This window comes from Blastococcus sp. SYSU DS0619 (assembly GCF_054051035.1).
Genome location: NZ_JBJHAM010000004.1, coordinates 185,265 through 211,073 on the forward strand (window position 1 = coordinate 185,265; position 25,809 = coordinate 211,073).

The 25,809-nt window shown below is 74.4% G+C and carries 24 protein-coding genes and 1 pseudogene; 6 read left to right on the top strand and 19 right to left on the bottom strand.

The window, feature by feature from the left end:
* Positions 1-864 carry a type II secretion system F family protein gene (locus ACI79T_RS07890; protein WP_456609495.1) on the bottom strand — a complete coding sequence of 288 codons (864 nt, stop codon included), beginning with the start codon at positions 862-864 and terminating at the stop codon, positions 1-3.
* Positions 861-2,081 (bottom strand): CpaF family protein, encoded by a 1,221-nt coding sequence (locus ACI79T_RS07895; protein ID WP_456609496.1) that lies wholly within the window; start codon positions 2,079-2,081, stop codon positions 861-863. The genes ACI79T_RS07890 and ACI79T_RS07895 overlap by 4 nt, the downstream gene beginning before the upstream one ends.
* Positions 2,082-2,621: 540 nt before the next feature.
* Between ACI79T_RS07895 and ACI79T_RS07900 the strand changes: the two genes are divergently transcribed.
* From ACI79T_RS07900 to ACI79T_RS07910, 3 genes are all read left to right on the top strand, one after another.
* Positions 2,622-3,017, top strand: a complete 396-nt coding sequence (locus tag ACI79T_RS07900) for an excalibur calcium-binding domain-containing protein (protein WP_456609497.1) — start codon at positions 2,622-2,624, stop codon at positions 3,015-3,017.
* A gap of 259 nt (positions 3,018-3,276) precedes the next feature.
* Positions 3,277-3,897, top strand: a complete 621-nt coding sequence (locus ACI79T_RS07905; protein ID WP_456609498.1) for a class F sortase — start codon at positions 3,277-3,279, stop codon at positions 3,895-3,897.
* Between the two features lie 146 nt (positions 3,898-4,043).
* Positions 4,044-4,178 carry a hypothetical protein gene (locus tag ACI79T_RS07910; protein WP_456609499.1) on the top strand — a complete coding sequence of 45 codons (135 nt, stop codon included), beginning with the start codon at positions 4,044-4,046 and terminating at the stop codon, positions 4,176-4,178.
* 34 nt (positions 4,179-4,212) lie between these two features.
* Here the strand turns inward: ACI79T_RS07910 and ACI79T_RS07915 are convergent, their stop codons facing one another.
* The 6 genes and pseudogenes from ACI79T_RS07915 to ACI79T_RS07940 all read right to left on the bottom strand — a co-directional run bounded on the left by ACI79T_RS07915 (position 4,213) and on the right by ACI79T_RS07940 (position 10,743).
* Positions 4,213-5,460: an MFS transporter gene (locus tag ACI79T_RS07915; protein WP_456609630.1), complete on the bottom strand. Its 1,248-nt coding sequence runs from the start codon at positions 5,458-5,460 to the stop codon at positions 4,213-4,215.
* Positions 5,461-5,518: 58 nt separating this feature from the next.
* On the bottom strand, positions 5,519-5,671 hold the full coding sequence (locus ACI79T_RS07920; RefSeq protein WP_456609633.1) for a hypothetical protein: 153 nt from the start codon (positions 5,669-5,671) through the stop codon (positions 5,519-5,521).
* A gap of 44 nt (positions 5,672-5,715) precedes the next feature.
* Positions 5,716-5,931 (bottom strand): annotated as a pseudogene (locus tag ACI79T_RS07925) (flavin reductase family protein); the annotation flags it as partial.
* Positions 5,932-6,028: 97 nt separating this feature from the next.
* Entirely contained in the window at positions 6,029-7,273 is a 1,245-nt protein-coding gene (locus ACI79T_RS07930; RefSeq protein WP_456609500.1) for a CoA transferase, read from the bottom strand.
* Positions 7,274-7,527: 254 nt separating this feature from the next.
* The gene (locus tag ACI79T_RS07935) at positions 7,528-8,988 is read right to left on the bottom strand and encodes an esterase (protein ID WP_456609501.1); all 1,461 of its coding nucleotides are present in this window, start codon (positions 8,986-8,988) and stop codon (positions 7,528-7,530) included.
* Between the two features lie 216 nt (positions 8,989-9,204).
* Positions 9,205-10,743, bottom strand: coding sequence for an acetolactate synthase large subunit (locus tag ACI79T_RS07940; protein ID WP_456609502.1), 1,539 nt, complete (start codon positions 10,741-10,743; stop codon positions 9,205-9,207).
* Positions 10,744-10,958: 215 nt separating this feature from the next.
* Here ACI79T_RS07940 and ACI79T_RS07945 point away from each other — a divergent pair, with 215 nt between their 5' ends.
* Positions 10,959-11,255, top strand: coding sequence for a WXG100 family type VII secretion target (locus tag ACI79T_RS07945; protein WP_456609503.1), 297 nt, complete (start codon positions 10,959-10,961; stop codon positions 11,253-11,255).
* A gap of 119 nt (positions 11,256-11,374) precedes the next feature.
* On the opposite strand, the gene ACI79T_RS07950 is transcribed toward ACI79T_RS07945, so the two are convergent.
* From ACI79T_RS07950 to ACI79T_RS07985, 8 genes are all read right to left on the bottom strand, one after another.
* Positions 11,375-12,199, bottom strand: a complete 825-nt coding sequence (locus ACI79T_RS07950) for a hypothetical protein (protein ID WP_456609504.1) — start codon at positions 12,197-12,199, stop codon at positions 11,375-11,377.
* Entirely contained in the window at positions 12,196-12,861 is a 666-nt protein-coding gene (locus ACI79T_RS07955) for a hypothetical protein (protein ID WP_456609505.1), read from the bottom strand. Before ACI79T_RS07955 ends, ACI79T_RS07950 begins: the two co-directional genes overlap by 4 nt.
* Positions 12,858-14,036, bottom strand: coding sequence for a hypothetical protein (locus tag ACI79T_RS07960; protein WP_456609506.1), 1,179 nt, complete (start codon positions 14,034-14,036; stop codon positions 12,858-12,860). Before ACI79T_RS07960 ends, ACI79T_RS07955 begins: the two co-directional genes overlap by 4 nt.
* Positions 14,033-14,329, bottom strand: coding sequence for a hypothetical protein (locus tag ACI79T_RS07965; RefSeq protein ID WP_456609507.1), 297 nt, complete (start codon positions 14,327-14,329; stop codon positions 14,033-14,035). The genes ACI79T_RS07960 and ACI79T_RS07965 overlap by 4 nt, the downstream gene beginning before the upstream one ends.
* Before the next feature lie 105 nt (positions 14,330-14,434).
* Positions 14,435-18,796 (bottom strand): FtsK/SpoIIIE domain-containing protein, encoded by a 4,362-nt coding sequence (locus ACI79T_RS07970; protein WP_456609508.1) that lies wholly within the window; start codon positions 18,794-18,796, stop codon positions 14,435-14,437.
* Between the two features lie 82 nt (positions 18,797-18,878).
* Positions 18,879-19,190 (bottom strand): EthD family reductase, encoded by a 312-nt coding sequence (locus tag ACI79T_RS07975; protein WP_456609509.1) that lies wholly within the window; start codon positions 19,188-19,190, stop codon positions 18,879-18,881.
* Between the two features lie 88 nt (positions 19,191-19,278).
* Entirely contained in the window at positions 19,279-20,214 is a 936-nt protein-coding gene (locus ACI79T_RS07980; RefSeq protein ID WP_456609510.1) for a quinone oxidoreductase family protein, read from the bottom strand.
* Between the two features lie 105 nt (positions 20,215-20,319).
* The gene (locus tag ACI79T_RS07985; protein WP_456609511.1) at positions 20,320-21,516 is read right to left on the bottom strand and encodes an acyl-CoA dehydrogenase family protein; all 1,197 of its coding nucleotides are present in this window, start codon (positions 21,514-21,516) and stop codon (positions 20,320-20,322) included.
* 195 nt (positions 21,517-21,711) lie between these two features.
* Here ACI79T_RS07985 and ACI79T_RS07990 point away from each other — a divergent pair, with 195 nt between their 5' ends.
* Together ACI79T_RS07990 and ACI79T_RS07995 are read left to right on the top strand one after the other, a co-directional pair.
* A complete protein-coding gene (locus ACI79T_RS07990; RefSeq protein WP_456609512.1) occupies positions 21,712-22,149 on the top strand; it encodes a DUF4190 domain-containing protein in 438 nt (145 codons plus the stop codon).
* A 43-nt stretch (positions 22,150-22,192) separates the two neighbouring features.
* A complete protein-coding gene (locus ACI79T_RS07995) occupies positions 22,193-22,906 on the top strand; it encodes a M23 family metallopeptidase (protein WP_456609513.1) in 714 nt (237 codons plus the stop codon).
* A gap of 66 nt (positions 22,907-22,972) precedes the next feature.
* On the opposite strand, the gene ACI79T_RS08000 is transcribed toward ACI79T_RS07995, so the two are convergent.
* The 3 genes from ACI79T_RS08000 to ACI79T_RS08010 all read right to left on the bottom strand — a co-directional run bounded on the left by ACI79T_RS08000 (position 22,973) and on the right by ACI79T_RS08010 (position 25,805).
* Positions 22,973-23,926: an HpcH/HpaI aldolase/citrate lyase family protein gene (locus ACI79T_RS08000; RefSeq protein ID WP_014374837.1), complete on the bottom strand. Its 954-nt coding sequence runs from the start codon at positions 23,924-23,926 to the stop codon at positions 22,973-22,975.
* An 86-nt stretch (positions 23,927-24,012) separates the two neighbouring features.
* Positions 24,013-24,936, bottom strand: coding sequence for a DMT family transporter (locus ACI79T_RS08005; RefSeq protein ID WP_456609514.1), 924 nt, complete (start codon positions 24,934-24,936; stop codon positions 24,013-24,015).
* Positions 24,933-25,805, bottom strand: a complete 873-nt coding sequence (locus ACI79T_RS08010) for a PhzF family phenazine biosynthesis protein (protein WP_456609515.1) — start codon at positions 25,803-25,805, stop codon at positions 24,933-24,935. The genes ACI79T_RS08005 and ACI79T_RS08010 overlap by 4 nt, the downstream gene beginning before the upstream one ends.
* Between the last annotated feature and the right edge of the window lie 4 nt (positions 25,806-25,809).

A 25,809-nucleotide genomic window follows, 5' to 3' on the forward strand; every position in this document is an offset into this window, starting at 1 on the left:
TCACTGGAGCACCCGCACGTCCTGGGGCAGCCGCCCGATCCGCAGCATCAGCCGGTAGGCGACCAGACAGACCGCGCCGCCGCCGAGCAAGATCGCGGTGCCCAGCGCCGAGTCGTAGGCCGCCAGCGTCGCCGACTGGGTGGCGAGCAGCAGCAGGACCGCCCAGGGTGCGGCGACGGCCAGCCGCGCGGCCTGCACCACCCAGCCCTGGCGGGTCTCCAGCTCGGCGCGGGCGCGGGCGTCCTCGCGCAGGAACGTCGACAGGGTGCGCAGCACCCGGCCCAGGTCGCTGCCACCCACCTCGCGGGCCACCCGCAGCGTCTCCACGATGCGGTCGCCGACCGGGTCGGCGAGGTCGTCCTTGAGCCGGTCCAGCGAGCTGCCGAACCGGCCGGTGGAGCGGTACTCCGCGGCGAACCGGGCGAAGGGCGGCCGCAGCACCTCCGGCCCGCGTGTGGACAGCGCCCCCAGCGCCTCGGGCAGGGAGAGCCCGGCCCGGACGGCCGAGGCCAGGTTGTCCACGACCTCGGGCCACACCTCGCGCAGGTCGGCCTGCCGCTTGCCGGCCAGCCGGCGCACCTGCACCTGCGGCAGCAGGAAGCCGAACAGCCCGAACACCAGGCTGACGGTGACCGTGCCGGTGGTGAGCAGGACGACGACGGTGACCAGCAGACCGAGGCCGACCTGCAGCGCAAGGAGCTGGGCGGCGTTGATGCCGGTGAGCCCGGCCGCGGCCAGCTGCTGCTGCCGCCGGCCCGGGCGGCGCGGGTCGGTGCGCGGCCTGGGTGCGCGGGAGCCGCTGCGCCAGATCAGCAGCAGGCCGACCCCGAGCAGCAACCCGAGCAGGGCACCGGACTCCGTCATGCCAGCAGGCCGGCCAGGTCGAAGCCGGCGGCGGCGAACCGCTCGGCGTGCGGCGGGTAGCCGTCGGCCCGCACCAGGCGGCCGTCCCGGCTGGTGAAGACGTCGGCGGTCTCGATGACGCCGTCCTCGGAGCGTCCGGGCAGCGCGACGATCTCGCGCACCCGCCGCCGGCCGTCGGCGTCGGTGCCCGCGTGCACCACCAGGTCCACGCTGGAGGCGACGGTGGGGACGACGAACGACGTCCCGATGTTCTCCCCGGCCAGCAGCGGCAGCGTGCACATCTTCACCACGGCCTCGCGGGCGCTGTTCGCGTGCAGCGTGCACATGCCCGGCAGCCCGGAGTTCAGCGCGATCAGCAAATCCAGGCACTCCTCCTGCCGCACCTCGCCGACGACGATCCGGGAGGGCCGCATCCGCAGCGCCTCCTTCACCAGCCGGCGCAGCGGGATCTCCCCGGCGCCCTCCAGGTTGGGCTGGCGGGTCTGCATCGAGACGACGTCGGGCAGCGGCACCCGCAGCTCGAAGACCTCCTCGCAGGTGATCACCCGCTCCCGGGCGGGGACGGCGGCGCAGAGGCAGTTGAGCAGCGTCGTCTTCCCGGCCTGGGTGCCGCCGGAGACGAGGATGTTCAGCCCCGAGGCGACCGCGGCCTCCAGGAACCGGGCGGCCGGCGCGGTGATCGTGCCGAGCGCCACCAGCTCGTCGAGCGAGTGCGCCTGCAGCACGAATTTGCGGATGTTCACCGCCATGTGCCGGCGGGTGATGTCGGGGATGACCACGTGCAGCCGGGAGCCGTCGGGCATCATCGCGTCGACGAACGGGGTCGACATGTCGATCCGTCGACCCGAGGTGCGCAGCATCCGCTCCACCAGGTCGGCCAGCTCACCGGGCGCCAGGATCGTCGTGGTCAGCTCGCTGCGGCCGCGCCGGGCGACGAACACCCGACCGGGCTCGTTGACCCAGATCTCCTCGACCTCCGGGTCGTCCAGGTAGCGCTGCAGCGGCCCGAACCCGGCCACCCGGTCCAGCACGTCGCGGACCACCGACTCCGCATCACCGATCGGCGGCAGCGCCGAGGTCAGCGACCGCTCCGAGTAGTCGGCGACGACGTCACGCACCAGCAGCCGCACCGGGCCCGGGTCGGTGAACGGGTCCAGCCCACGCCGCCGGATCAGCTCGCGGACCTCGCCGTCCACGACGTCCAGAGCAGTCGGCACGCCCATCCCCCGTCGAGCCGTCGAGCAGTCGTCGAATCGGGTGGGACTGTAAGGAAACGGATCAGTCCGTAGGGGTGACGTCAGGCGATCTGTGGACAAGATCGGCCGCGATCGGGGACACGAGCACCCGGTCGGGTGAACAGGATGGGCTCGGAACGCCCCGCCGAGAGTCGTGAACACGTCAGCGGTCTCCATGCCCCCCTTCTTTGACCGGCCCCACAGGGCGACGCGCTCGCGCACCCGCCGCCAGCCGTCGGCATCGGTACCTACGTGCACGACCAGGTCCACCGCTGATGCGCGAAGTCGCCAACTCGGTCGAGGTCCGACGACCCTGCCAATGCCACCTGCGACCGGTCCCCGCCGCGGACGCGTTGACCGCAGCGTGTCGACTCATGAGCACGCGGGTGCACGGAGGGCCTGGCGAGGAGTGCCAAACAGCGGACGAGCTTTTGGGACCGCAAACAGTCACGGGTTGGTGATCCTGAGGGTTCCCTATGTCATCGTGACGCTGATCGAAACAACCATCCACGGGGAGTGATCATGCGTCGCAGTAGCACCGCAGCAGCAGGTGTCTTCGTAACCGCCGTCCTGTCCTTCGGCTTCACGGGTACCGCCCAGGCCGCTGTCGATCGTGACTGCCCGGACTTCGCCACCCAGGCCGAGGCGCAGGCCGCCTACAACGCCGTCCCCGGCGACCCCGAGCGTCTGGACGGGGACAACGACGGCGAGGCATGCGAGGACCACAGCTACGCCCCCGCGACCACGTCGTCCTCCGACTCTCAGGTGACCACCACGCCCGCGGGCGCCGTCGCCGCCGGTGACGGCAGCTCGGCCACCGAGGGAACGTCGCTTCCCTTTGTCCTCGGAGGCGTTGCCCTGACCGCAGCCGGTGGCGCTGCCTTCGCTGCCCGGCGCAGCGCCCGCGCGTCCGCCTGACCGGCGGGACATGCATCATCGCGCCCCTGCCACCCGCCCCGGTCGCTCATCGACCGGGGCGGGTGGCGTGGTGCGCATCGTGGGGGTGTATCCCCCGCCGCCTCCTCCAGCACGACCATCGGCCGCCGACGCACAAATCGAGGCCCTGCTCGCTCGTCCGTCGCACGTCAGCCGCTACGGACGACCTCGTCACCGCGCTGCGCGTCAGGCCCGAACTCGGGCCCCCCGGATCTGGGCCGGCACCTCCGCAGTACTCGCCGTGGCGGGCATTGCGTCGATCGCCTTCCTGCCCCAGAAGGCAGACGACAGCGCGCGACTCGACGCCCCGCTCGCCGTCCTCGCTCCGCCGGTCTCCGCGACGACGAGTGCTCCGGTACCGGTGCCCGCTTCCTTGCCCGACCTCAAGCCCGCCGAGACACCGCAGCTGCCGACCAGTACTCCCGTCCGGATCCAGATCCCGGCTCTCGGAGTGACCTCTCCGATCATCGAGCTCGGCCTCGAGCGGGACGGCTCCATGGAAGTTCCCTCCGGCGCCTATCCCGTGGGCTGGTACGACGGCAGTCCCACGCCCGGGCGACTCGGACCCGCCGTCCTGGCCGGCCACGTCGACTGGGAGGGCGAGCCGGGCGCCTTCTACGGGCTGCGCGAACTGCTCCCCGGGGACACTGTCGTGATCGACCGGGCCGACGGCACCGCCGCGACCTTCCGCGTCGAGCGCGTCGAGGAGCACGCCAAGGACGACTTCCCCACCGAGGAGGTCTACGGCGACATCGACCACGCCGGCCTGCGGCTCATCACGTGCGGTGGCGCCTTCGACGAGGACACCGGGGACTACCTCGAAAACGTCATCGTCTACGCCAGCTTCATCGGCACCGGCTAGGCATCTCGCCCACTAACACCCTGTGACTCGCCACCGCTCTGCTGTATCGGACCACCCCGAAGCGCGCCGCGGCATCACCGTCCGCGGCGGAAGGCGTAGCGTCGCCCCACGGAGCCGTCCAGGCTTCCGATGAGGGAGCGCGCACCATGGGTGACAAGTCCCCGCGACAGTCGATGACCAAGGCCGGCGGCAAGTCGATCAAGGAGAAGCGGCTCGACCGCAAGGCGAAGGGCGACTCGTCGCCCCCGCCGGAGATCGTGGCCCGCGGCAAGAAGCACTGACGTCCGGCTCCGGCCCACCCGGCCGGAGCCCACGTCAGCTCCCGGGCACCGGGCGCCGCAGCACCGCAGGCCGGCACACGACGGCCGCGGCCAGGACGATCAGCGCCGTCGTCCCTAGCGCGGCGCGGACCGACACCAGGTCGGTCAGCGCACCGTTCAGCGCCGCGGCCAGCGGGCGGGAGCCGACGAAACCCATCAGCCAGAGCGCCATGATCCGGCCGATGTACTCCCGCGGGACGCGGTCGTAGAGCAGCGTCGTGACGCCGTTCATGGCCAGCGTCAGGCCGAGCCCGCCCACGACGAAGGCGGTGACGGCGGCGGGCACCGACCAGCTCAGCGCGAGCCCCACCGCCGAGCCCGCGAGCAGCACCAGGCCGCTGGTGGCCAGCCACGCGTGGTCCAGCCACCGCACCAGACCCGCCTGGGCGAAGAAGCCGAGGAACGCGCCGGCGCCGAACGCCGACGCCAGCAGCCCGACCAGCTGCGGACCGCCCCCGAGGGTGTCCGACAGCGACGGCCCCAGAGTCACGGCGGGGTCGGCGCCGATGCCGACCGCGGTCACTCCCAGCAGCAGGACACCGACCACCGGATCGGTGCGCAGGTACCGGACCCCGGCGGCGACCGACAGCCGCGGGCCCGGGACGGTCGCCGCGCCGGGGGTCCGCAGCCGGAACACCGCCACCAGGAAGACCAGGTGGCCGACGGCGGCCAGGCCGAAGGCGACGCCGTAGCCGGCGGTCGCGGCCACCACGCCACCCACGGCCGGCCCGACGGCGCGGCCCACGGAGAAGGTGAGGTTGTCCAGGGCGACGGCCCGGGCCACCTCGCCCGGGCGCACCAGCGACGGGAGCAGCGCCTGCATCGCCGGCCCGCCGACGGAGAAGCCGATCCCGACGACGAGCGCGCAGACCATCACCACCCACGGGGGCACCTCGGCCACGTCGGGCGTCAGCAGCACCCAGCCGGCCAGGATCGCCGCACCCAGCGTGCACAGCGTGCGGCCGAGCAGGATCTGCTTGCGCGGGCTCCCCCGGTCGGCCATCGCACCGCTCAGCGGGGTGAGCACCAGCTGCGGCACGAACTGGGCGAAGCTGACCAGCCCGACGAGGAACGCCGACGAGGTCAGCTGCCAGACGAGGGCCGCGCTGGCGATGTTCTGGATCCAGATGCCGACGTTCGCCAGCAGCTTGCCGGCCCAGTAGGGCCCGAAGACGGGATCGGTGACCAGCCGCCGCGACGGTCGGGGCGCGGCCGGTCCGGGATCCTGCTCCGCGTCGTCCACTTCCAGGCAATCTAGGCAGCGCCGTCGGACGCCGGTCACCCGGCCTCCCGGGCGGCGGTCAGGAGCCGGGCCGCGCCATCCGGAAGGTGCGGTCGAGCACCGAGTACTCGTCGTAGCCGAGGCGGCCGACGAGGCGCATCGCAGCCGTGTCGACCCGGCCGTCCCGGATGAAGCGGTCGTCGATGTAGACGCCCACGACCTCCCCGAACACCAGGTGGAACCGGTGCGTCCCCCGCGGTGGGACACCGGCCGCGAGTCGACCACGACGCACTCCAGGGCCGCCGGTACGCCGGCCACCCGCGGCGGGCCTACCCGCCGGGACGGGACGAGTTCCAGCCCGGCGCGCTCCGCCTCGCTCTCGTCGCTGGGCAGCTGCAGGGACGTGGTGTTCATCGCCTCGCGGAGGTCGTAGGAGACCAGGTTGCAGACGAACTCGCCGGTTGCCGCCGCGTTCGCGTGCGAGTCCTTCAACCCCCCGGCGGCTCACCGCTCGCTGTCGTAGTACATCGCCGTCCTCAGCGTCGGGGTGCGCAGCCGGAGCACGGTGTGCCGATGTCGGTCGCGGCGCTCACGCGTCCCCCTGCTCTCCCAGGCGGATCACCTGCTGCTCGTGCAGCCGGCCCAGCTCGGCGTCGGTGAGACCCAGCAGCGTGGTCAGCACCTCCGCCGTGTCCGCGCCCAGCCGCGGCGCCGGCTGCGGCGGGAGGCCGCCGCCCGGCCAGCGGAGCGGGGAGGCGGCGGCCAGCATCCGGCCGATCCCGGGCTGGTTGACGTGCCGGACGACCGGGTCCTCGTCCGGTGCGTACCGCGCCGCCGCCTGGCGCATCGTGCGGTACGGGCTCCACAGCACGCGGGCGACGTCGAGCTGCTCGGCGAGCTCATCGAGAGGGCGGGCGGCGAACCACGGGCGGAGCACCGCGGCGATCGTCTCCCGGAGCCGGTACCGCTCCGACTCGCTGTCCAGGTCGGTGTCCAGCGCCCGCTCCAGCGCGCGGAACACGTCCTCGGTGGCGGTCACCCGGCACAGTGCCCGCCACTGCTTCTCGGTCAGCGCCACCACCATGAGGCGCTGCCCGTCGGACGTGGCGAAGTCGGTGCCGAAGCTGCCGTAGACGTGGTTGCCCAGCCGCGACCGGTCGCGGCCGCTGAGCTCGGCGTCGGCCAGCCAGCCGAGGTTGGCGACGCCGGCGACGGCGACGTCGGCGAGCGCGATCTGCACGTACGCCCCTCGGCCGGTGACCGAGCGCTCGTGCAGCGCCGACAGCAGCCCAGCGACGGCGGTCGCCCCGGTGAGCAGGTCCCATGCCGGCAGCACGTGGTTCACCGGTGCGTCCATCGACTCGGGGCCGGTCATCTGCGGCACGCCGACCTCGGCGTTGACGGTGTAGTCGACGGCGGGGCGCCCGTCCCGGTGCCCCTGCACGCGCACGTGCACCAGGTCGGCGCGGCGGGCGGAGAGCACCTCGTAGGAGAGCCAGCGCTGGCCGACCGCGTTGTCGAGGAAGACCCCGCTGCCCGCCGTCGCCAGCGCCGCGACCAGCTCCCGGCCGGCGTCGGACCGGACGTCGACCGTCACCGAGCGCTTGCCCTTGTTGAGCGAGGCCCAGTAGAGGCTTGCGCCGTCGGGCGCCACGGGCCAGCGGTGGTGGTCGTTGCCCCCGCCGAGCGGATCGACGCGGACCACCTGCGCGCCGAGCTGGGCCAGCGTCATGCCGGCCGACGGGCCGGCGACGAACGACGCGAACTCCACGACCGACAGGTCGGCCAGCGGCCGTCCGGACGTCGTCGGGGGAATGGCTGACGGACCGGTCATCGCACGCACCTCCACCTGGTGGACCGTCTCATCGGGATCGAGGCGGCCGCTTGTCGAGGCAAGCCTGCCGGTCCTCCCCCGGCGCCGGCGGACAATCAGCGGTCGCCGCTGAATGGCACCAGCGCGCACGTCGTCGGGGTCCGGCTCGGTCAACGGCCGGCCACGTGGCTCTCCGGCCCTGTCGGCGACGGCAGCGGGCCCTCCCTCCCGGTGGGGAGGAAGGGCCCGCTGGTCCTGCGGTGGCGCTGCGGGGATCAGCCGCCGGGGGTCACCGGGCACTCGTCGTAGAAGACCCGGGTGCCGGTGCGCACCGGGGTGGTGAACTCGCACCCGTAGTTCGGGTCGGCGACGACCTCGGGGTCGAGCACCGAGGCGCCGGCCGGCTTCACGCCGTTGTCCACCCAGTCGACGAGGTCGAGGAACTGGTCCGCGGCCTCCTCGGGGGTGTACTCGCAGTGCCCGGCGGCCCGGATCGGCCGCTGGACGAGCAGGTCGGCGTTGCCCTGGGCGGCGACGTCGCGGGCGTAGTACTGCTCCATCGAGAACGGCACGTAGTAGTCGCCGAGGGTGTGCGACGAGAGCACCGGCACGTCGATGTCACCGGTGATCGCGGGCACGGGCACCGACAGGTAGGTGCTCCGGGTCTTGGGCGCCGGGGCCACTCGCTCGACGCGCTGGTCGAGGGTGGTGCCGTCCTCGAACGTGTAGTCGACCGGGTAGTCCTGGTCGGCGTTCGTCCACACCGCACCCGGCAGCACGCCCCCGAGACCGCTGGGCTCGTTGGTCACCACGCCGTAGACGAAGTTCTGGCCCTCCCAGTAGCCGAAGGCCTCGTCGTCACCGGGACGCTCGCCGCCGGTGATCGCCGTGATGTTGTCGCGGAAGACCTCGCCCTTCTCGGTCAGCCCGTCGTACACCGGGGTCGCGCTCGTCGGGGTGCCGAGCTCGGCCTTGAACTGCGGCACGGCCTGCGAGAAGTACTCCGCCTGCGAGGGGAACGGGTAGGCGTCCACCCCGGAGAGCGTCTGCGCCAGCAGGTTGTAGTCGAGGAAGAAGTCGTAGAGCTCGTAGTCGCCCATGACCCCGCACATCGGGGCCGCGCCGTCCCACTCGACGCCGCGGTCGCGCTCCAGCAGCGTGCCGATCACGTGCCCGCCCATCGAGACGCCCTGGAGGTACCGCTGGTCGGCCCGCCCGACCCGCGCGTCGAAGATCTGCGCGAGCCGCTCGGTGGCGAGCGCACCGGCCTCGATGTCGTACCGGTTCTCCCCGTAGGAAGAGGCGGCCCAGGCGTAGCCGTTCTCGATGTAGGTGCGCCGGAGGTCGTAGCTGGGGTCGCTGACGTACACGGTGGTGCCCGTGCCGCGGTAGCCGTGCTCCCAGAAGACGACGTCGCCGTTCCAGTCGATCGGCACCTCGATGCGGTAGGCCGAGCCACGGTCGATGCCGTAGAGCACCTTGCTGATCGGATTGCCGGCCTCGTCGGTGAGAGGCACGAACTCGTCGCCCGCCTCCCCGTTCACGTAGTCGTACCGCGGGTCGGCAACGGTCCAGCGCAGGTTGTAGGTCTGCTCCTTCGGCGACTGCTGAACCGGCTGCCAGCCCGGGTCGGACGCGGTCGGGTCGGCGAGGGCCGTGCCCCCGACGGTGAACACACCGAGGCCCACCCCTGCGGCTACAGCGAGCGGGACCAACCGGTTGCGGTGCTGGGACAAGACGCGACTCCTTCAGACGTGCCGTGACGGCGATCACAGGCAGACTGACCCGCGCTCGGCGGGCGGGCAACCGCGCGGCGGCACCGGAAGGTGTTGATACGCAACCACCTGCCCGGCGACCACGGACGGCAACTGAGCCGTCACGTGTTCTCCGCCGACCTGCACGGCAGCTTCCACGACCTCGGCGCGGCCAGGTGGGCCATCCCACCCCACCGCTCAGCGCAGGACGGCGTCGATCAGGTGCGGGCCGGGCTCGGCGAGCGCCTTCTTCAGCTGCTCGGCCAGCTCGTCGGCGGTGGTGGCCCGGGTGGCCGGCACACCCATGCCCTGCGCGATCGAGACGAAGTCCAGCCCGGGGCCGCCGAGGTCGAGCAGCGTGGCGGCCCGCTCGCCGTCGTTCGCCGCGCCGACCCGCGACAGCTCGTGCTGCAGGATCGCGTAGGAGCCGTTGTCGCAGATGATCGTGGTGATGTCGGCCTGCTCGCGGGCGTGGCTCCACAGCGCCGAGATCGTGTACATGGCGCTGCCGTCGGCCTGGATGCCGATCACCGGGCGGTCCGGACAGGCCACCGCCGCACCCAGGGCCATCGGCAGCCCGTCGCCGATGGCGCCGCCGGTGAGCGCCAGCCAGTCGTGCCGGGGGGCGCCGGAGGTCAGCTCCATCAGCCCCACCCCGGAGGTGAGCGCCTCGTCGACGACGATGGCGCGCTCGGGCAGCAGCGCGCCGATCACCGCGGCCATCGTGCGCGGCGTCAGCTCCCCGGTGGGCAGCTCGGGACGGGAGGCCTCGATCAGCACCGGTTCGGCGTCCGGCGCGGCGAGCGCGGCCAGCGCCCGCAGCGCGGCCACGCCGTCCTCCCCCGGTTCGCTGAGCACGTGCACCGTGCAGTCCTCGGGCACCGGGTGGCCCGGGACGCCGGGGTAGCCGAAGAAGTGCACCGGCGCGGTGGCCCCGGCGAGCACCAGGTGCCTGGTGCCGGCGAGCGCGGCCATGGCCATCTCCGGCGGGTAGGGCAGCCGGGTGACGTCGGGCAGCCCGGCGCCCCGGGCGGCGCGGGCGGGGAAGGTCTCGGTCATCAGCCGGGCCCCGGTGCCGGCGGTGATCTGCCCGGCGGCGAGCAGCCCGTCCTCGGTCACCGCCTCGCCCCCGAGGAACAGCACCACCGGCTCGTCACCGGCGAGGACGGCGGCCACCTCCTCGACCACCGACGGCGCGACCTGCGGGGCCGGCCGCACCGGCCGCGGTGCGGCCGGCTCGGCGCCGTCCTCCCAGGACACGTCGGCCGGGAGGACGAGCGTCGCGATGCCGCCCGAGCCGACGGCGGCCACCGCGTCGACGGCGTCGGCAGCGACGTCGGCCGGCGACAGCGAGCGGCGCACCCAGCGCGAGAACGTGCCGGCGACGGCGTCGATGTCGGACTCCAGCGGCGCGTCGAGCCGCTTGTGCGAGCGCGCGTGGTCACCGACCACGTTGACCATGGGCGCCCGCCCGCGCCGGGCGTTGTGCAGGTTGGCCAGCCCGTTGCCCATGCCGGGGCCCAGGTGCAGCAGGGTCGCGGCCGGGCGACCGGTCATCCGCGCGTAGCCGTCGGCGGCACCGGTCGCGACCCCTTCGAAGAGGGTCAGCACGGCACGCATCTCCGGCACGTCGTCCAGTGCCGCGACGAAGTGCATCTCCGAGGTGCCGGGGTTGGCGAAGCAGACGTCCACGCCTGCGTCGACGAAGGTCCTGATCAGTGCCTGGGCGCCGTTCACGATCGGACCCTTGCACGGTCCGCCGGAGGAGGCGACCCGAGTCCGCGCCCTCCCGGAACCCCTCGTGGCCGCGGTCGCCGACCCGGCTACGGAGCCCTCCCAGGCGCCTGTGGACAACGCCCCGGAGGGGTCTCCGGCGTTGTTACGGTCCCGCGCAGACCCGCTGATCCGCCGGTTCCGCGTCCGCGCACCGGCCCTCCCGATTGGACATCACCATGGCCAACGTCAACGTCACCTACCAGCAGATGGAGGACGCTGCCGGCCGGCTCACCAACGGCCGCGCCGAGATCGACGGCATGCTCGGCCAGCTCAAGGGGCTCGTCGACCAGCTCGTCGCGGAGGGGTACGTCACCGACACCTCCAGCCGCACCTTCCAGGCGTCCTACGACGAGTTCACCACCGGCGCACGGAACATGATCGCCGGGCTGGACGGCATGGCCCAGTACCTGAACCAGGCCGCGGCCACCTTCCGCGACGCCGACACGCAGCTGGCCGGCGCCCTCGGTCGCTGACCGGCACTCCCCCCGCACCGGAGGCCGCCTCGCACGCAGCGGGGCGGCCTCCGGTCACGTCCGCGGGGCCTCCGGGCGCGACGCACGCGACCGGGCCCGACGCCCGCCCGCCGCGGAGATCAGTCCCAGGACAGCACCAGGTGGATCAGCAGGACGGTGAACGGCGCGCTCACCACGGCCGGCACCAGCACCCGCATGACGAAGCTCGGCTTCGGTCGCGGGACGTACCGCGGCAGCTCGGCGACGTCCCGGTCGAGGCGGCGCGAGATCCTGTCCACCCGGAACGCGAACCGGGTCGCCCGGACGCCGCTGACGAGGAAGGTGAAGAAGGGCACGGCGCCGAGGGTGCCGGTGACGACGAAGGTGGGGTGCTCCCCGGCGAGCGTCAGCATCAGCATTCCGGTGAAGCCGACGACGAGCCCCATGCCGATCACCACCGCGTAGACCCTCAGCCGCATGCTCCGCCGGCGGATGGCGGCCTGGACCCAGGTGCGCTCCACGACCTCGTGGAAGTCCTCGTCGTCCTGCGCGTCGAAGGGCATGCGGTGCTCGGGGCGCACCGGTCCCCGCGGCAGCGCCCGGCCGGCGCGCTCGGCGGCCTCCCAGGCCTCGAGCAGGTCCATCGCCCGGCGGTTCTCCCGTTCGCCCCGGACCAGCGAGACGGACGCCGCGACCGCAGCCAGGAGAGCCAGCACGGCCAGGACGACCACCACCGCACCACCGTCCTGGTCCTGACCGGAGAAACCCACGAGCGCGCCGCACCACACGATGACGACCGCGAGCAGCAGGTGACGGCCGATCCGGCGCAGGCTGAGCAGCCGGCGCTCGATCCGCGGCACGGCATCCGCCCGGGCGGCCAGCAGCTCGGCCCGGGTCGCCCACGGGCGGCCGACGGGATGGTCCACGGGCGGATCGGCGGGCCACGGGCTGTGCACGGCGGTCATCCCGACCGGTCCTCTCCCTCGTTCCCGGCGGGCGCCGGGTGCAGTCGCGAACGTCCGGCGATGACCGCCACCAGGCCGGCCAGCTCCCAGACCTGGGCCGGATCCAGGCACACCCCGACGACCAGCAGCGCCTGCGCCGCACCGGGCGCGCAGGCCAAACCCACGGCCACTCCCACCCGCACCGGTTCCGCGAGGATCTCCAGCCCGCGGACGGCGAGGTCCCGCAGCTGGGACGGCGGCAGGACGGTGCGCTCGGCGACGATGCCGACGCCGAGACCCATGTCGGTCTCGTAGGTCTCCACGTGGTGCGGCCCGGCACCCCACCGGGCGCGGACCAGCTCGGCGACGACGGCGGGGACGTCGACGTCGGGCACGGCGGGCAGCGGCACGACGCTGGTCTGCACGTGCCAGTTCGCGGCCGTCCCCTCGGGCCGCGGCGCGCTCACCACCCCGTGACTGACCACACCGGCGTCCAGCATCGCCGCGCGCCAGTCCATCAGCGCCCGGGTGCTGTCGGCCCGGACGTCGACCGGGCCGCCCGGCCACGTGCCGCGCACCAGCCGGTCGAGGTGGTCCCGCGCCTCGTCGTCGTCCGGGAGGAGGAGCTCGGTCCAGTCGCGCGGGAGGCAGAGCTCCACCAGCCCCGAGGCGCCGGGCGTCACCGCACCACGCTCGTCCGCTGGGTGAGCGAGCGGTCCCCGAGCCACGTGCCCTCCGACCGGGTCGGGTCGCCTGCCGCGACGGTGCGCACCGTCCCCGCCTGGTTGACCTTGTAGCGCGCCAGCCGCCAGAGGAACTCGCCCTCCGCCATCTCGTAGCTGGTGCTGCGGGCCAGCTCGAACCAGCTCGCCACCGAGCCGCTGCTGCCGGAGCCGGCCACCTCGACCAACCGCCGGCCCGCCCCCAGTGCGCCGAGGCCGAGGACCAGGCCGGCGGCGTCCATGAGCACCGTGCCGTCGGTGAGCGCCTCCGCGAAGCTGCCCGTGTTCCCGACCGCGGACAGGTAGTGGAAGCCCATCGACACCGCCCCGAGCACCAGGGCGGGGACCGCCAGGAGCTGCAGGCCCGGGACGAAGGCGAGGAAGCCGCAGGCGGTGCTGAGGAGACTCGCGACGTCGCCGATCAGGTCCAGCAGTGGCGCGTACTCCTCCAGCGACTGCACGAGCCCGTCGCGGAAGTCGTCCGCGAACTCCTGCACCTCGGCGAGCGCCGTGGTCACCTCCTCGGCGAGCCGGGACCAGAAGCCGGGCGCGTCCGGGGCGATGTCCATGGCCCGCTGCAGCCGGCCGGCCGCCTCCCGCCCGGCCTGCTCGTAGCCGGCGAGCAGGGTGCGGGCCTCCCCGGCGATGCGCTCGACCTCCGCGTCCGCCGTTCCCGCGGCCCGCCCCGCGGCCGCCCGGGCCCGGAGCCGCTCGGTCTCGGCGGCCGCCTGCTCCGGGGTCGGCGGCGCGTCGGAGGCCGGGGCGGCGGCCGGGATGGCGGCGTAGCCGGCGTGCGCCGCCTGGGCGCGGCGCACCGCGGCCGCGTGCTCCGCCTCCAGCGCCCGCGCGCGGCGCTGGCCGGCGTGCATGGTGTCCAGCCAGTCGTGCAGCGCGCGGCCGGCCTCGGTGAAGGACCGGGCCGCGGTCTCGACCTTGGGCCGGAACTCGTCCGACAGCAGGTCGCGGAAGGCGACGGCCGCGGAGCCCCGCCACTCGCCGTCGGCGGCTCCGGTGAGCACCGCGGAGATCCGCTCGAGCACCTGGCCGGCACCGGTGACGCCGGCGGCCACCTGCCCGGCGGCGGCCACGTCTCCCGGCGCCGGGTCGAACCCCAGCGAGGGGAACCGGTCGCTCATCGTCCGCCCGCTCCGCGCAACGCATCGCTGAGCGACACGTCGGCCTCCCGGAAGGCCGCGGAGATGCGGTCGAGGGCCTCGGCTGCGTCCGCGGCGAAGCCGCCCAGCTTGCCGATGCCGTAGGCCCACTCGTCGCCGAACTCGTCCATCCGCCGGGCCAGGGCCGGCGCACCCATCGCGGCTCCGGTCACCTCGCGCATGTCCCGCGCGGGCTGCTCCAGGAGGTCGCGGATGCCCAGGAGGTCCGACCGCACGCGGGCCAGCACCGCTCCGTCGATGTACAGATCGCTCACTCCGGCCTCCACCTCTCCGCCGCTTGCGGCCGGGTCACACTAACGAGACGCGACGGGGTCGACGGCCGTTGTCCACAGGCCCGGGCCGAGCCCCGGCAGCCTCCGTCAGGGCGCGTCCGGCAGGGTGGGGACGGCGACGGTGCGCAGCTCGCCGTCGCCCAGGTGCAGCAGCCCCCGCCCGGGCCGCACCGGGCTGCCGACGGCGCTGCGCGGCAGCCGCACGCCGATCAGGTCGCCGTCGGTGCTGCCCTGCGGGGAGAGCAGCAGCCCCTGCCGGGCCTTCCGCGCGTCCACCTGCCACCCGGAGAGCCCGGTGCAGATGCCGTCGGCGCTGCCGGCGAGCACCAGGCTCCGCCCGGGCGGCCCGGCGCCGGTCACCACCTCACGGAACACCTCCGCGGCGGGGCAGTCGCGGAGCACGTCGCCGTCGTCGAGCAGCAGGACCAGCGGCCGCCCGGGGTCGGCGGTGAGCACCTCCCGCCAGAGGGCGGCCGGTGCGGCGGCGTCCGCCACCACGGCGACGACGCCGGAGCGCCCGGCCAGGGCCCGCAGCGGGGACGCCTTCGGCGCGCAGACGGCGACCTGTGTGCCCTGCCGCAGCAGCGACTCCGCCATGACGGCCAGCACCGAGCTCCGGCCCGAGCGGCCCGGTCCGGCGACCACGAACGCCCGGCCGCCGCCCAGCAGGTCGGGGCCGGCGGCGGCCAGCTCGTCACCGCCCACCCCGACCAGCGCGAAGCCCGGTCCGGGGTCCGCCGGCCGCATCTCCCACGCCGTCTCGAAGCGGATCCGGGAGGGCAGCACGTCGACGCGGAAGGGTCGGGCCGAGTGCGGCAGCAGGGCATCGCGCACGTGCGCGGCCTTGGCGATCTCGGCCAGCGCCGCCGCCTGCCCCGCGCCCGACGCGTCGTCCGCCAGCAGCGCCACCTGGGTCTCGACAGCGCCGTCGACGGTGACCCCCCGCCCGGGCGGCAGGTCGCCGGGCACCTGCCGGCCGGGCACGCCGACCAGCGGGTAGTCGCCCCGGTCGGCCAGCCGCAGGACGAGCTTGCTGTCGGTGAGCGAGGCCAGCCGTGCGGTGCCCAGGGAGCGGTCGCCGGTCAGCACGACGGAGATCCCGGCCGACGCGCCCTCGCGCACGAGGGTCAGCAGGACATCGGTGAGCCGGCCGCCGTCGACCTCGCCGAGGGTGGGCGTGAACCCCTCCCACCGGTCGACCAGCAGCAGCACGTGCGGCAGCCGCTGGTCGGGCGGAGCCGAGTCGCGCTGCTCGGTCACGTCGGCGAAGCCACCGTCGGCGAGCAGCTGCTGCCGGCGCTCCAGCTCCCGGGCGAGCCGGTCGAGCAGCCGGACGGCGCGCTCGGTCTGGGCCCGCGGGACCACCGCCCCGCACTGCGGCAGGTCGGCCAGCGGCAGCAGCGCACCGTTGCCGCAGTCGAGGGCGTACAGGTGCACGTCCCGGGTCGAGCACCGCGCGCCGACCGCCCCGGCCACGGTCCGCAGCAGCTGCGACCGGCCGCTCCGGGGCGACCCGATGACCAGCAGGTGCCCGTCGGTCGCCGGGTCGAAGGCGGCGACGCGGCGCTCCTGCCGGGCGGGCAGGTCCTGCAGGCCGTAGGGCAGTACGCCCCCCGGCGCCGCGTCCTCGGCCAGGTCGTCGAGCAGCAGCCGCGACGGCAGCGCCGCCAGCCACGGGCTGCGCTGCGCCGGCACGGCCTCGGCGACGGCGGCGTCGCGCACCGCCTGCACGAGCACCGACAGGTCGGTGACCTCGACGTCGGCCGACGGGCCCGCCCCCGCCGGCCGCTGCGGCGCGGCGTACCCGACCTGGTGCCAGGCCAGCGGGACGGCGAACGGCGCGGCGGCGGCTCCTGCGCCCTGCCCCGGACGGCGGCCCCCGATCCGGCCGGCCTGGAACGGCACCAGCGCGCCGTGGCCGAGCCGGGCGAACCCGCGCCCGGGAGCGGACTTCGGGATCCGCGCGGCGTCGGTCGCGTCCAGCACGTCGCTGCTGTCCGCGCCGTCGGTGACCCGCAGCGAGATGCGCAGGTTGGTGTTCGCCCGGATCTCCGGCGACACGACCCCGCTGGGCCGCTGGGTGGCCAGGAGCAGGTGGATGCCGAGCGACCGACCGCGCTGCGCGATGCCGACCAGGCCGGCCACGAAGTCCGGCAGCTCCCGCGCGAGCGAGGCGAACTCGTCGATGACGATGAGCAGCCGCGGCAGCGGCGGGGAGCCGGGCTCGCGCGCCTGGCGGTCGACGTAGTCCTCGAGATCCTTGACGCCGGCCTCGGCCAGCCGGTGCTCGCGGTACCTCAGCTCCGCGCCGAGGGAGGTGAGCGCCCGTTCGACCAGGTGCGCGTCGAGGTCGGTGACCATGCCGACGGTGTGCGGCAGGTGCACGCAGTCCTTGAACGCGCTGCCGCCCTTGTAGTCGACCAGCACGAAGTTCAACGCGTCCGGGCGGTTGGCCACCGCGAGCGAGGCGATCATCGTCTGCAGCAGCTCGGACTTCCCTGCGCCGGTGGTTCCGGCGACCAGCCCGTGCGGGCCGTCGGTGCGCAGGTCGAGGGTGAGCGGACCGTGCAGCCCCGCGCCCACCACCATGCGCGTGGTCCGACCTTCCAGCTGCCAGCGCGCGCGGACGCCGTCCACGGTGGGCGGCTCCAGCCCGAGGACGTCGAGCAGCCGCACGCTGTCGGGCAGCACGGCGTCGTCGTCGGCGAGGCTGACGTCGCGCAGCGGCGCCAGCGCGCGGGCCGTCCGCTCGGCGAGCTCGGCCGCCACCGGCTCGGCGAGCACGCCGGGAACCGGGTCGTGGCCGCTGCGGCGCAGCGACAGCGTCGCCTCCCCCTCGGCGTCGAACACCGCCGTCGCGGTGGCCGCCTCGGGCAGGAAGCGCTCCTCCTCGTCCGCGCACACCGCGTAGACGCCGACCGCCGGCCCGTCCTGGAGCACCTGGGCCAGGCCCGGCACCGCGCGGAGCGGGCGGAAACCGTCCACCACCAGCACGTGCGCCGGGAAGGACTCCGGCAGCACCCGTCCCGCGCCGGTCGTCGTCGCCTCGCGCCGGGCCTTGACCAGCGCGGTCAGCTCCGCCACCCGCGCGGCGACCGTCTCCGGGTCGTTGCCGACGGACGCCACCGGCCCCTCGCCGTCGGCCGGGCGGGCGTGCGGCAGCCAGCGCACCCAGTTCCAGTCGGTGCGGGACCGCGGGGTGAGGACGGTGAGCGCGAGGTCGCGCGGCGGGTGGTGGACGGCCAGCTGCAGCACCACCCAGCGCAGCAGCCCGGCCAGCGGCTCGGCCGGGCCGGCGAGCCCCACGACGCCGGCCTCGCGCAGCGGCACGACCGCGGGCACCGCCCGCACGGTGCGCGGCTCCCGCGGCTCGTCGCGACCGGAGCGGTCGGTGACCACCACCTGGGCGGGGAGGTCCGCCGACCCGAGCCGGAGGTCGAGCGCGTCGGGGTCGGTGCGGCGCCGCTCCCACAGCCGCCGGCCGGGCAGGACCGCGGTGAGCAGGGCGGTGGCGGGGTCGGGGTGGGCGGCGCGGCGGCGGGTGGTCTCCTCGGCCAGTGCGGTCCCGATCCGCTCCCGGGCGCGGGCCAGCTCCCGCTCGTGCTCCGCGCGAGCGTGCCGGGCCTCGCGGGCACCCTGGCGGCGGTCGGCGACGGCGTTGCCGACCATCATCACCGGGCCGGCGACGGCGAACACCAGGTACAGCGGTGAGCGCAGGACGACGGCCAGCACGATCCCGATGACCAGCGGCATCACGATCATCAGCAAGGGGAACCGGCGGGGCTCCCGCGACCGGGGTTCCTGCGGCAGCTGGATGCGGACCTCCCGCTGCGACGGCAGGATGCGCGGCGCCCGGACGAAGGCCCGGGCCCCCGGGCCGGCCGGCTCGACGGCGGCGTCGGCCACCGGGGCCGGCCCGATCTCCAGCCGGGTGTCGCCGAGCTGCACCAGCCGGCCGGGGCCGACCGCCGCACCGGGCTCCTCCTCGGGCACCGGCTCGCCGTCCACGAACGAGCCGTTGGCCGATCCGAGATCGCGCAGGGTCGCGCCGTCGGCGTCCACTCGCAGCAGCGCGTGGCGGCGGGACATCGCCCGGTCGGGGAAGCCGACCGAGCCGCTGCGGCCGAGCTCGTGCTCGCCGATCGGCAGCTCGGCGACCTGCCCGCTGCCCGGGCCGCTGAGCACCCGGAGCTGCCAGCCGCGAGGGGACCGGGGCCCGACGGTGGGCGGCGCGGACAGGTGCACCACCGCGCCGTCGACCAGCGGGCTCTCCCCGACCGGCCGGTCGTCGCCGAGCCGCTCGCCGGCGATCCAGATCCCCTCGGCCGGCCGGCCGGCGATCCGCCCCAGCTCCGCGGCCACCCGGCCGACCGGCAGGTCGTCGTCCACGTCGACGGCGACGTCGAGCAGCGCACCGTCGGCCTGCCCGACGCTCACCTGGACGCGCACGCGGCGGAACGCTAGACGGACGCGGCGGTTCCGGTCCATCGGCGCCTGTGGACATCCCCGGTCGAGGGACACCCGGGCGGGGTCAGCTCGCGGTCTGCACCTCGAAGTGCACGAAGGACACCCCGCCGGTGGCGAAGTTGGCGAGGTCCGCACCGGCGGCCCGGCCCTCGGGCGATGCGAGCGCCTGCCCCATGGCCGCTTCGGAGTCGAAGTCCAGCTCGGCGACGAGGTAGGGCGCCGGCTGGGCCGGGTCCATCGCCTGGCCGTGCCCGAAGGTCAGCCGGACCAGCCCGGGCTGCTTCAGCGCCAGCGGGGTGTGGGTCTCCCGGTAGTAGGCGTCGAACGCCGCCGGGTCCTCGGGCGTCCCGTAGCTGACCACCAGCCTGTGCACCATCTCGCCGCACCTCCCGATCCCCCGGGCTCCGCTGCCCGGGCCGTTCCTGCACCCAACCAGGGAAGGGGCGACCGCCGCGACCGGTCGGTCAGAAGGTCAGCACCAGCCGGCCGCGCACGCCGCCGGCCTCGAGCACCCGGTGCGCCTCGGCGGCCTGCTCGGCCGGGAAGGTGCGGGCGACGCGGAGGGTGACCACGCCCTCCTCGACCTGCTGCCGCAGCCGGTCGAGCGCCGGGCGGTCGGTGGCCACCTTCCGGACGAGGGTCGGGAAGAACCGCAGCCCGCGTTCGCCGTTCCCCCGGTAGCCGCGCACCGTCGCGACCGCGCCGCCGTCCTTGACCGCGGGCAGGACGAGCTCGTCCTGCACCGAGCCGTCGGCCAGCCCGTCGACGCCGTCCGGGAACTGCTCGCGGATCCGGTCGGCGACGTCGTCGCCGCGGCGCACCACGACGTCGGCACCCAGTCCGCGGACGAGCTCCTCGTCCGCCGCGGAGGCGTCGGCCACCACGGTCAACCCGTCGGCCTTGGCCAACTGGATGACGTAGCCCCCGTAGGCACCCGCCGCACCGGTCACCGCGAGTACCTGTTCCGGCTGCAGCCCCATCAGGTCGAGCGAGAACCGGGCGGTGAGCCCGTTCATCGGGAGCGTGGAGGCGGCCACGGCGTCGGTTCCCGCGGGGACGCGGACGACCGAGTCGCCGGGCAGCACCTTGTCCTCGCGGTAGCCCCCGTACGGCCCGAACGGGACGACGATGCCCATCGCCAGGTCACCGACGCCGAGGTGGGTCACGCCCTCGCCGACCTCGGTGACCGTGCCGGCGACGTCCATGCCGGGCACCCACGGCGGGGTCTTCACCGGGTCACGGTCCGCGTAGGCGCCGGAGCGGGCGTGGGTGTCGGTCGGGCTGACCGCGGCCGCCTCGACCCGCAGCCGCACCTGCCCGGGGCCCAGGGGCTCGCGCTCGACGTCGACGATGTGCAGGGCCTCCGGCCCGCCGAACTCGGTCACTCCCGCTGCACGCATGCCCCCTGCCTACACGGAACGGCCACCGCGCGCTCCGGCGGAGCACTGCCCGGAGAACACCTCGGCCCCCTGCCCGAGGGGCAGGGGGCCGAGGGACGGGCGGGGTCAGCCCTTGAGCTTGTAGGTCTTGAGCAGACCGCGGCTGATGATCGTCTTCTGGATCTCGCTGGTGCCCTCGCCGATGAGCAGGAACGGCGCCTCGCGCATGAGCCGCTCGATCTCGTACTCCTTGGAGTAGCCGTAGCCGCCGTGGATGCGGAACGACTGCGTGGTCACCTCGGCGCAGTACTCGCTGGCGATCACCTTGGCCATGCCGGCCTCGACGTCGTTGCGCTGCCCGGCGTCCTTGAGGCGGGCGGCGTTGACCATCATCTGGTGGGCCGCCTCGACCTTGATCGCCATCTCGGCGAGCTGGAAGGCGATCGCCTGGTGCTGGGCGATCGGCTTGCCGAAGGTCTCCCGCTGCTGCGCGTAGGCCACGGCCAGCTCGAAGGCGCGGATGGAGATGCCGCAGGCGCGGGCGGCCACGTTGACCCGGCCGACCTCGACGCCGTCCATCATCTGGGCGAAGCCCTTGCCCGGCGCCCCGCCGAGGACCATGTCCGCACCGATGCGGTAGCCGTCGAACACCAGCTCGGTGGTGTCGACGCCCTTGTAGCCCATCTTGTCGATCTTCCCGGGGATGGTGAGGCCGGGAGCGACCTCGCCGAACCCGGAGGGCTTCTCGACGAGGAAGGTGGTGAGGTTCTGGTGCGCCTTGTCCGCGCCCTCGTCGGTGCGGACCAGCGCGGCGACCAGCGTCGAGCTGCCACCGTTGGTCAGCCACATCTTCTGGCCGTCGATGACGTAGTCGTCCCCGTCGCTCCGTGCCTTCGTGCGGATCGCGGCGACGTCGGAGCCCAGCCCCGGCTCGGACATGGAGAAGGCGCCGCGCACCTCGCCGGTGGCCATGCGCGGCAGGAAGTGGTCCTTCTGCTCCTGCGTGCCGTGCTGCTTGATCATGTAGGCGACGATGAAGTGCGTGTTGATGACACCCGACACGCTCATCCAGCCGCGGGCGATCTCCTCGACCACCAGGGCGTAGGTCAGCAGCGACTCGCCGAGGCCGCCGTACTCCTCGGGGATCATCAGCCCGAAGATGCCGAGCTCCTTGAGCCCGTCGACGATCTTCTGCGGGTAGATGTCGCCGTGCTCGAGCTCCTGCGCGTTCGGGATGATCTCCCGGTCGACGAAGCTCCTGACCGTCGACAGGATCTCGCGCTGGATGTCGGTCAGGTCAGCGGTCTGTGCCAAGCGGGTCAACGGGTGCGCTCCATTCGGGACGGCGGTGTCCGAGTTACCGAGGAGTATGGGACACCGCCGCGGCCGCTCCGGCGTGTGCCTGCTCACGCTCCCCCGCTGCACCGTGCGTCCCAGCGGCGCGTGGCGTCGACCGGGGTCCCGGCACGGCCGTGGTGGAGTAGCCGCTCGGCGGCAGCGCACGGCACAGGAGGATCCATGACCCACGGCGACGACGGGCTGTACCGCGGCGACCCGCCGCCGGCGTCGCCCGGCGTGGGGTCCGTCCCGCCCGGAGCCGGGTACGCCCCGCCCGGCCACGGCCAGCCCTACGGGCCGCCGCCTGGGTACGGCCCGCCGCCCGGGTACGGCCCGCCGCCCGGCTACGGCCCTCCCCCGGGCTATCCGGCGCCGTGGGGGCGGCCGACGAACACGATGGCGATCGCCGCGCTGGTGCTGGCCTTCGTCATGCCGCCGGTGGGGCTGGGCCTGGGCATCGCCGCGCGCCGGCAGATCCGCCGGACCGGCGAGGAGGGGGACGGCCTGGCGCTGGCCGGCCTCATCGTCGGCGGGATCGGTACCGCGATCTACACCCTCGTCATCGTGATCTGGGTCCTCGCCTTCGCCGCCCTGACCAACACCGGCTTCGGCCCCTGACCTCCGACTCCTGTTCCCCGTGCCCGGTCCCTAGGCTGCCGGCATGGCGGCCGAGCACGCAGCACGGGACCGGGAACCGCAGGCCGTCGAGCTCGCGCTGCCGTTCACCGGCCGCTGGCTGACCCGCAACAGCCCGGCCCGGCGGGTGCCGAGCCACGGCACCGACCTGCTCGGCGAGCGGTACGCGGTCGACTTCGTCGGGGTGGACGCGCGGGGCCGGACGGCGGGGACGCGCGACTGGCGGACCCTCGTCGCCACCGAGCCGCCGGAGCGCTTCACCGGGTTCGGGCGGCCGATCCTCGCCCCCGCGGGCGGCACCGTCGTCGCCGTGCACGACGGCGAGCCCGACCACGAGGCGCGGCGGTCGCAGCTGGCGCTGGTCCCCTACGCGCTCGGCCAGGCGGGGCGCCTCCGCGCGGGGCTGCACGCCGTCGCCGGCAACCACGTGATCATCGCGCTGCCCGGGGCGCGGGCCTTCGTCGCCCTGGTGCACCTCCGGCACGGCTCCGTCCGGGTTTCCGCCGGTCAGGAGGTGGCGGTGGGCGACCCGCTGGCCACCTGCGGGAACTCCGGGAACTCGACCCAGCCGCACGTCCACCTGCAGGTCATGGACAGCGCCGACCTGTCCGTCGCGCGGGGCGTGCCGATGCTCTTCCGCCGGTTCCGGGAGTCGTCGCGCGCCGGCCGGGTGCTCGTGCGGGACCGCGGGATGCCCGCCGAGGGCGCGGTGGTGGAGCCCCTGCCCGCCGAGGCATAGGAGGCTTTGCCTACGGAACCGAGTGGAATCCGTAGGCAGAGCCTCCTATGCCTGGTGAGGTGCGGCTCAGCTCTCGGGCGGCGTGAAGGACGACGTCCGGGACAGGCCGGCGGCGCGGCCCTTGCCCGCGATGACCAGCGCCATCTTGCGGCTGGCCTCGTCGATCATCTCGTCGCCGAGCATCGCCGAGCCCTTCTTGCCGCCGGCCTCCGACGTCGCCCAGTCGTAGGCGTCGAGGATCAGCTCGGCGTGGTCGTAGTCCTCCTGCGACGGCGCGTAGATCTCGTTGGCGGCGTCGATCTGGCCCGGGTGTAGCACCCACTTGCCGTCGAAACCGAGCATCGCCGAGCGCTTGGCGACCTCCTCGAAGGCGGGCACGTCGCGCACCTGCAGGAAGGGCCCGTCGATCGCCTGCACGCCGCGGGCGCGGGCGGCCATGAGGATCTGCATGAGGATGTAGTGGAACGGGTCGCCCGGGTAGTCCGGGTGCAGCGCGCCCACGACCAGCGACTTCATGTTGATGCTGGCCATGAAGTCGGCCGGGCCGAAGATGATCGTCTCGATCCGGTCGCTGGCGAACGCGATGTCGTTGACGTTGATCAGGCCCTGGGCCGTCTCGATCTGCGCCTCGATGCCGATCCGGCCGACCTCCAGGCCGTTGGCCTTCTCGATCTGGGTCAGCAGCATGTCCAGGGCCTTGACCTGGGCGGCGTCCTGCACCTTCGGCAGCATGATGCAGTCGAGTTCGGCGCCGGCTCCGCCGACGACCTCGACCACGTCCTGGAAGGTCCACTCCGTCGTCCAGTCGTTCACGCGGACGGTACGGATCTTGTCGCCCCAGCCACCCTCGTTCAGGGCCGCGACGATGTTCTTCCGGGCACCGGGCTTGGCCAGCGGCGCGCAGGCGTCCTCCAGGTCGAGGAAGACCTGGTCGGCCGGCAGGCCCTTGGCCTTCTCCAGGAACCGGGGGTTGCTGCCCGGGACGGCGAGGTTGGAACGACGGGATCGCAGCTCGGCCACGGTGCCTCCGCTTGTCGATGGAGTCGGGAAGGTCGGTTACCGGAGGGTAGCGACGCCGTGATCACCCCGCCGACCCGGCCGAGAGCTCAGGTGCCCGGCTCGACCAGCGTCGTCGGCCGGCTCGCCCGCACGACCAGCGCCACCCCGGCCACCACCAGCACGACGCCGGGGAGCGCCAGCAGCGGCGGCATCTGGCCGAGGAGGACCAGCGCGAACAGCAGCGCGCCGGGCACCTCGAGCAGGACGGCGAGGCTGACGACGGTCGGCCCCACCGTCGAGAGCACCAGGTTGAGCAGCGTGTGCCCGAACAGCTGCGCCGAGACGGTGATGCCCGCGATCAGCCACCAGTCCCGGGCCTCGAAACCGCCCAGCGGCGCCTCGACGAGCAGCGCCGCGACCGCGATGACGACGGCGCACACCGAGTAGCAGACGACGGCGTAGGCCGACGTCGCCAGCCGCCGGCGGGCGCGCGCCCCGGCCAGCACGTACCCGCCGACGCAGACCGCCCCCAGCAGGGCCAGCGCGTCGCCCGCGAACGCCTCGAGGCTCACCGTCACGTCCACCCCGACGATCAGCACCACGCCGGCGAAGGCGAGGAGCAGCCCCCACCAGACCGCGGCCGGCAGCCGCACGCCGGAGATCCGCGCGGCCAGCGCCGTCCAGATCGGCGTGGTGGTGACCAGCGCGACGGAGGCGGCCACCGTGGTCATCGACAGGCTCGGCAGCCAGGCCGCGAAGTGCGCCGCGAGGAAGAGCCCCGCGACGACCGAGCTGCGCAGGTCCCGCCAGCGCAGGCCGGTCAGGGTCGAGCGCTCCCGGGTGAGCAGCACCGGCAGCAGCGCGGCGGCACCGGCGGCGTTGCGCCAGAACGCCAGCGCCAGCATCGGCGCGGTCACCATCGCGGTCAGGGGCGCCGACAGCGAGACGCCGACGACGGCGAGGGAGAGCAGGCCGACCTCCCGGCTCCCCGGGCGGTGCAGCGCCCAGGCCTCGGCCGACGCGGTGCTCACTCCGGCACGCGGATGCGGCCGCTCGCCACCGGGACGACGGCACCGCGCACGGTCGCCGCGACCGCCCGCCCGCCGACGGCGGTCACGGTGCACTCGAGGACCGAGGGCCGCCCCATGTGCTCGCCCTGCCGCACCGTGTACGACGACGTGCCCTCCCCGGCGAGCAGCCCGCTCTCCACCAGCCACACCCCAGCGCCGAGCGCGGCGGACCCGGTGGCCGGGTCCTCGCCCCAGTCGAGGTCGCCGGCGAAGACCCGCGCGCGGGCGGTGGCCGAGCCGGCGTCCCAGGACAGCACGGAGACCCCCTCCCCCACGTCGAGGGCGGCGAGCGCCGCGCGGTCGGGCACGGCCCGGTCGACCGCCTCCGGGCACACCGAGAGGTAGGCGAACGGCAGGCCGCAGCCGGCGACGTCGGAGGGCACACCGGTGGCGTCGGGCTCCCCGAGGCCCAGGGCGGCGGCGAGTTCCGCGGGAGCCGGGCCGTCCTGGAGCGTGGGGCGGCCGCCGGAGAGCGTCGCGCCCTCGGCGTCCACCACCACGTCGAGGACCCCGGCGCCGCACTCCTGGCGCAGCGTCCCGGCCGGCAGCCGCCCGGTGCGCACCAGCGTGTGCGCCGCCCCGACGCTCGGGTGCCCGGCGAAGGGCAGCTCGGCGAACGGCGTGAAGATGCGCACCCGGTAGTCGGCGCCGGGCTCGGTGGGGGCGGACAGGAACGACGTCTCGGACAGGTGGAACTCGTTCGCCAGCGCCTGGCACTGCGCCGTCGTCAGGCCGTCGGCGTCGAACACCACGGCCAGCGGATTGCCGGCGAACGCCCGCTCGGCGAACACGTCGACGACCTCGTAGTCCAGCGCATCCGGGGCAGCCACGGCG

Coding starts and splice junctions, on each gene's coding strand:
- ACI79T_RS07890 (WP_456609495.1), bottom strand. CDS start 864: ATGACGGAGTCCGGTGCCCTGCTCGGGTTGCTGCTCGGGGTCGGCCTG.
- ACI79T_RS07900 (WP_456609497.1), top strand. CDS start 2,622: ATGCGTCGCAGTAGCACCGCAGCAGCAGGTGTCTTCGTAACCGCCGTC.
- ACI79T_RS07910 (WP_456609499.1), top strand. CDS start 4,044: ATGGGTGACAAGTCCCCGCGACAGTCGATGACCAAGGCCGGCGGCAAG.
- ACI79T_RS07930 (WP_456609500.1), bottom strand. CDS start 7,273: ATGACCGGTCCGTCAGCCATTCCCCCGACGACGTCCGGACGGCCGCTG.
- ACI79T_RS07945 (WP_456609503.1), top strand. CDS start 10,959: ATGGCCAACGTCAACGTCACCTACCAGCAGATGGAGGACGCTGCCGGC.
- ACI79T_RS07950 (WP_456609504.1), bottom strand. CDS start 12,199: ATGACCGCCGTGCACAGCCCGTGGCCCGCCGATCCGCCCGTGGACCAT.
- ACI79T_RS07960 (WP_456609506.1), bottom strand. CDS start 14,036: ATGAGCGACCGGTTCCCCTCGCTGGGGTTCGACCCGGCGCCGGGAGAC.
- ACI79T_RS07975 (WP_456609509.1), bottom strand. CDS start 19,190: ATGGTGCACAGGCTGGTGGTCAGCTACGGGACGCCCGAGGACCCGGCG.
- ACI79T_RS07980 (WP_456609510.1), bottom strand. CDS start 20,214: ATGCGTGCAGCGGGAGTGACCGAGTTCGGCGGGCCGGAGGCCCTGCAC.
- ACI79T_RS07990 (WP_456609512.1), top strand. CDS start 21,712: ATGACCCACGGCGACGACGGGCTGTACCGCGGCGACCCGCCGCCGGCG.
- ACI79T_RS07995 (WP_456609513.1), top strand. CDS start 22,193: ATGGCGGCCGAGCACGCAGCACGGGACCGGGAACCGCAGGCCGTCGAG.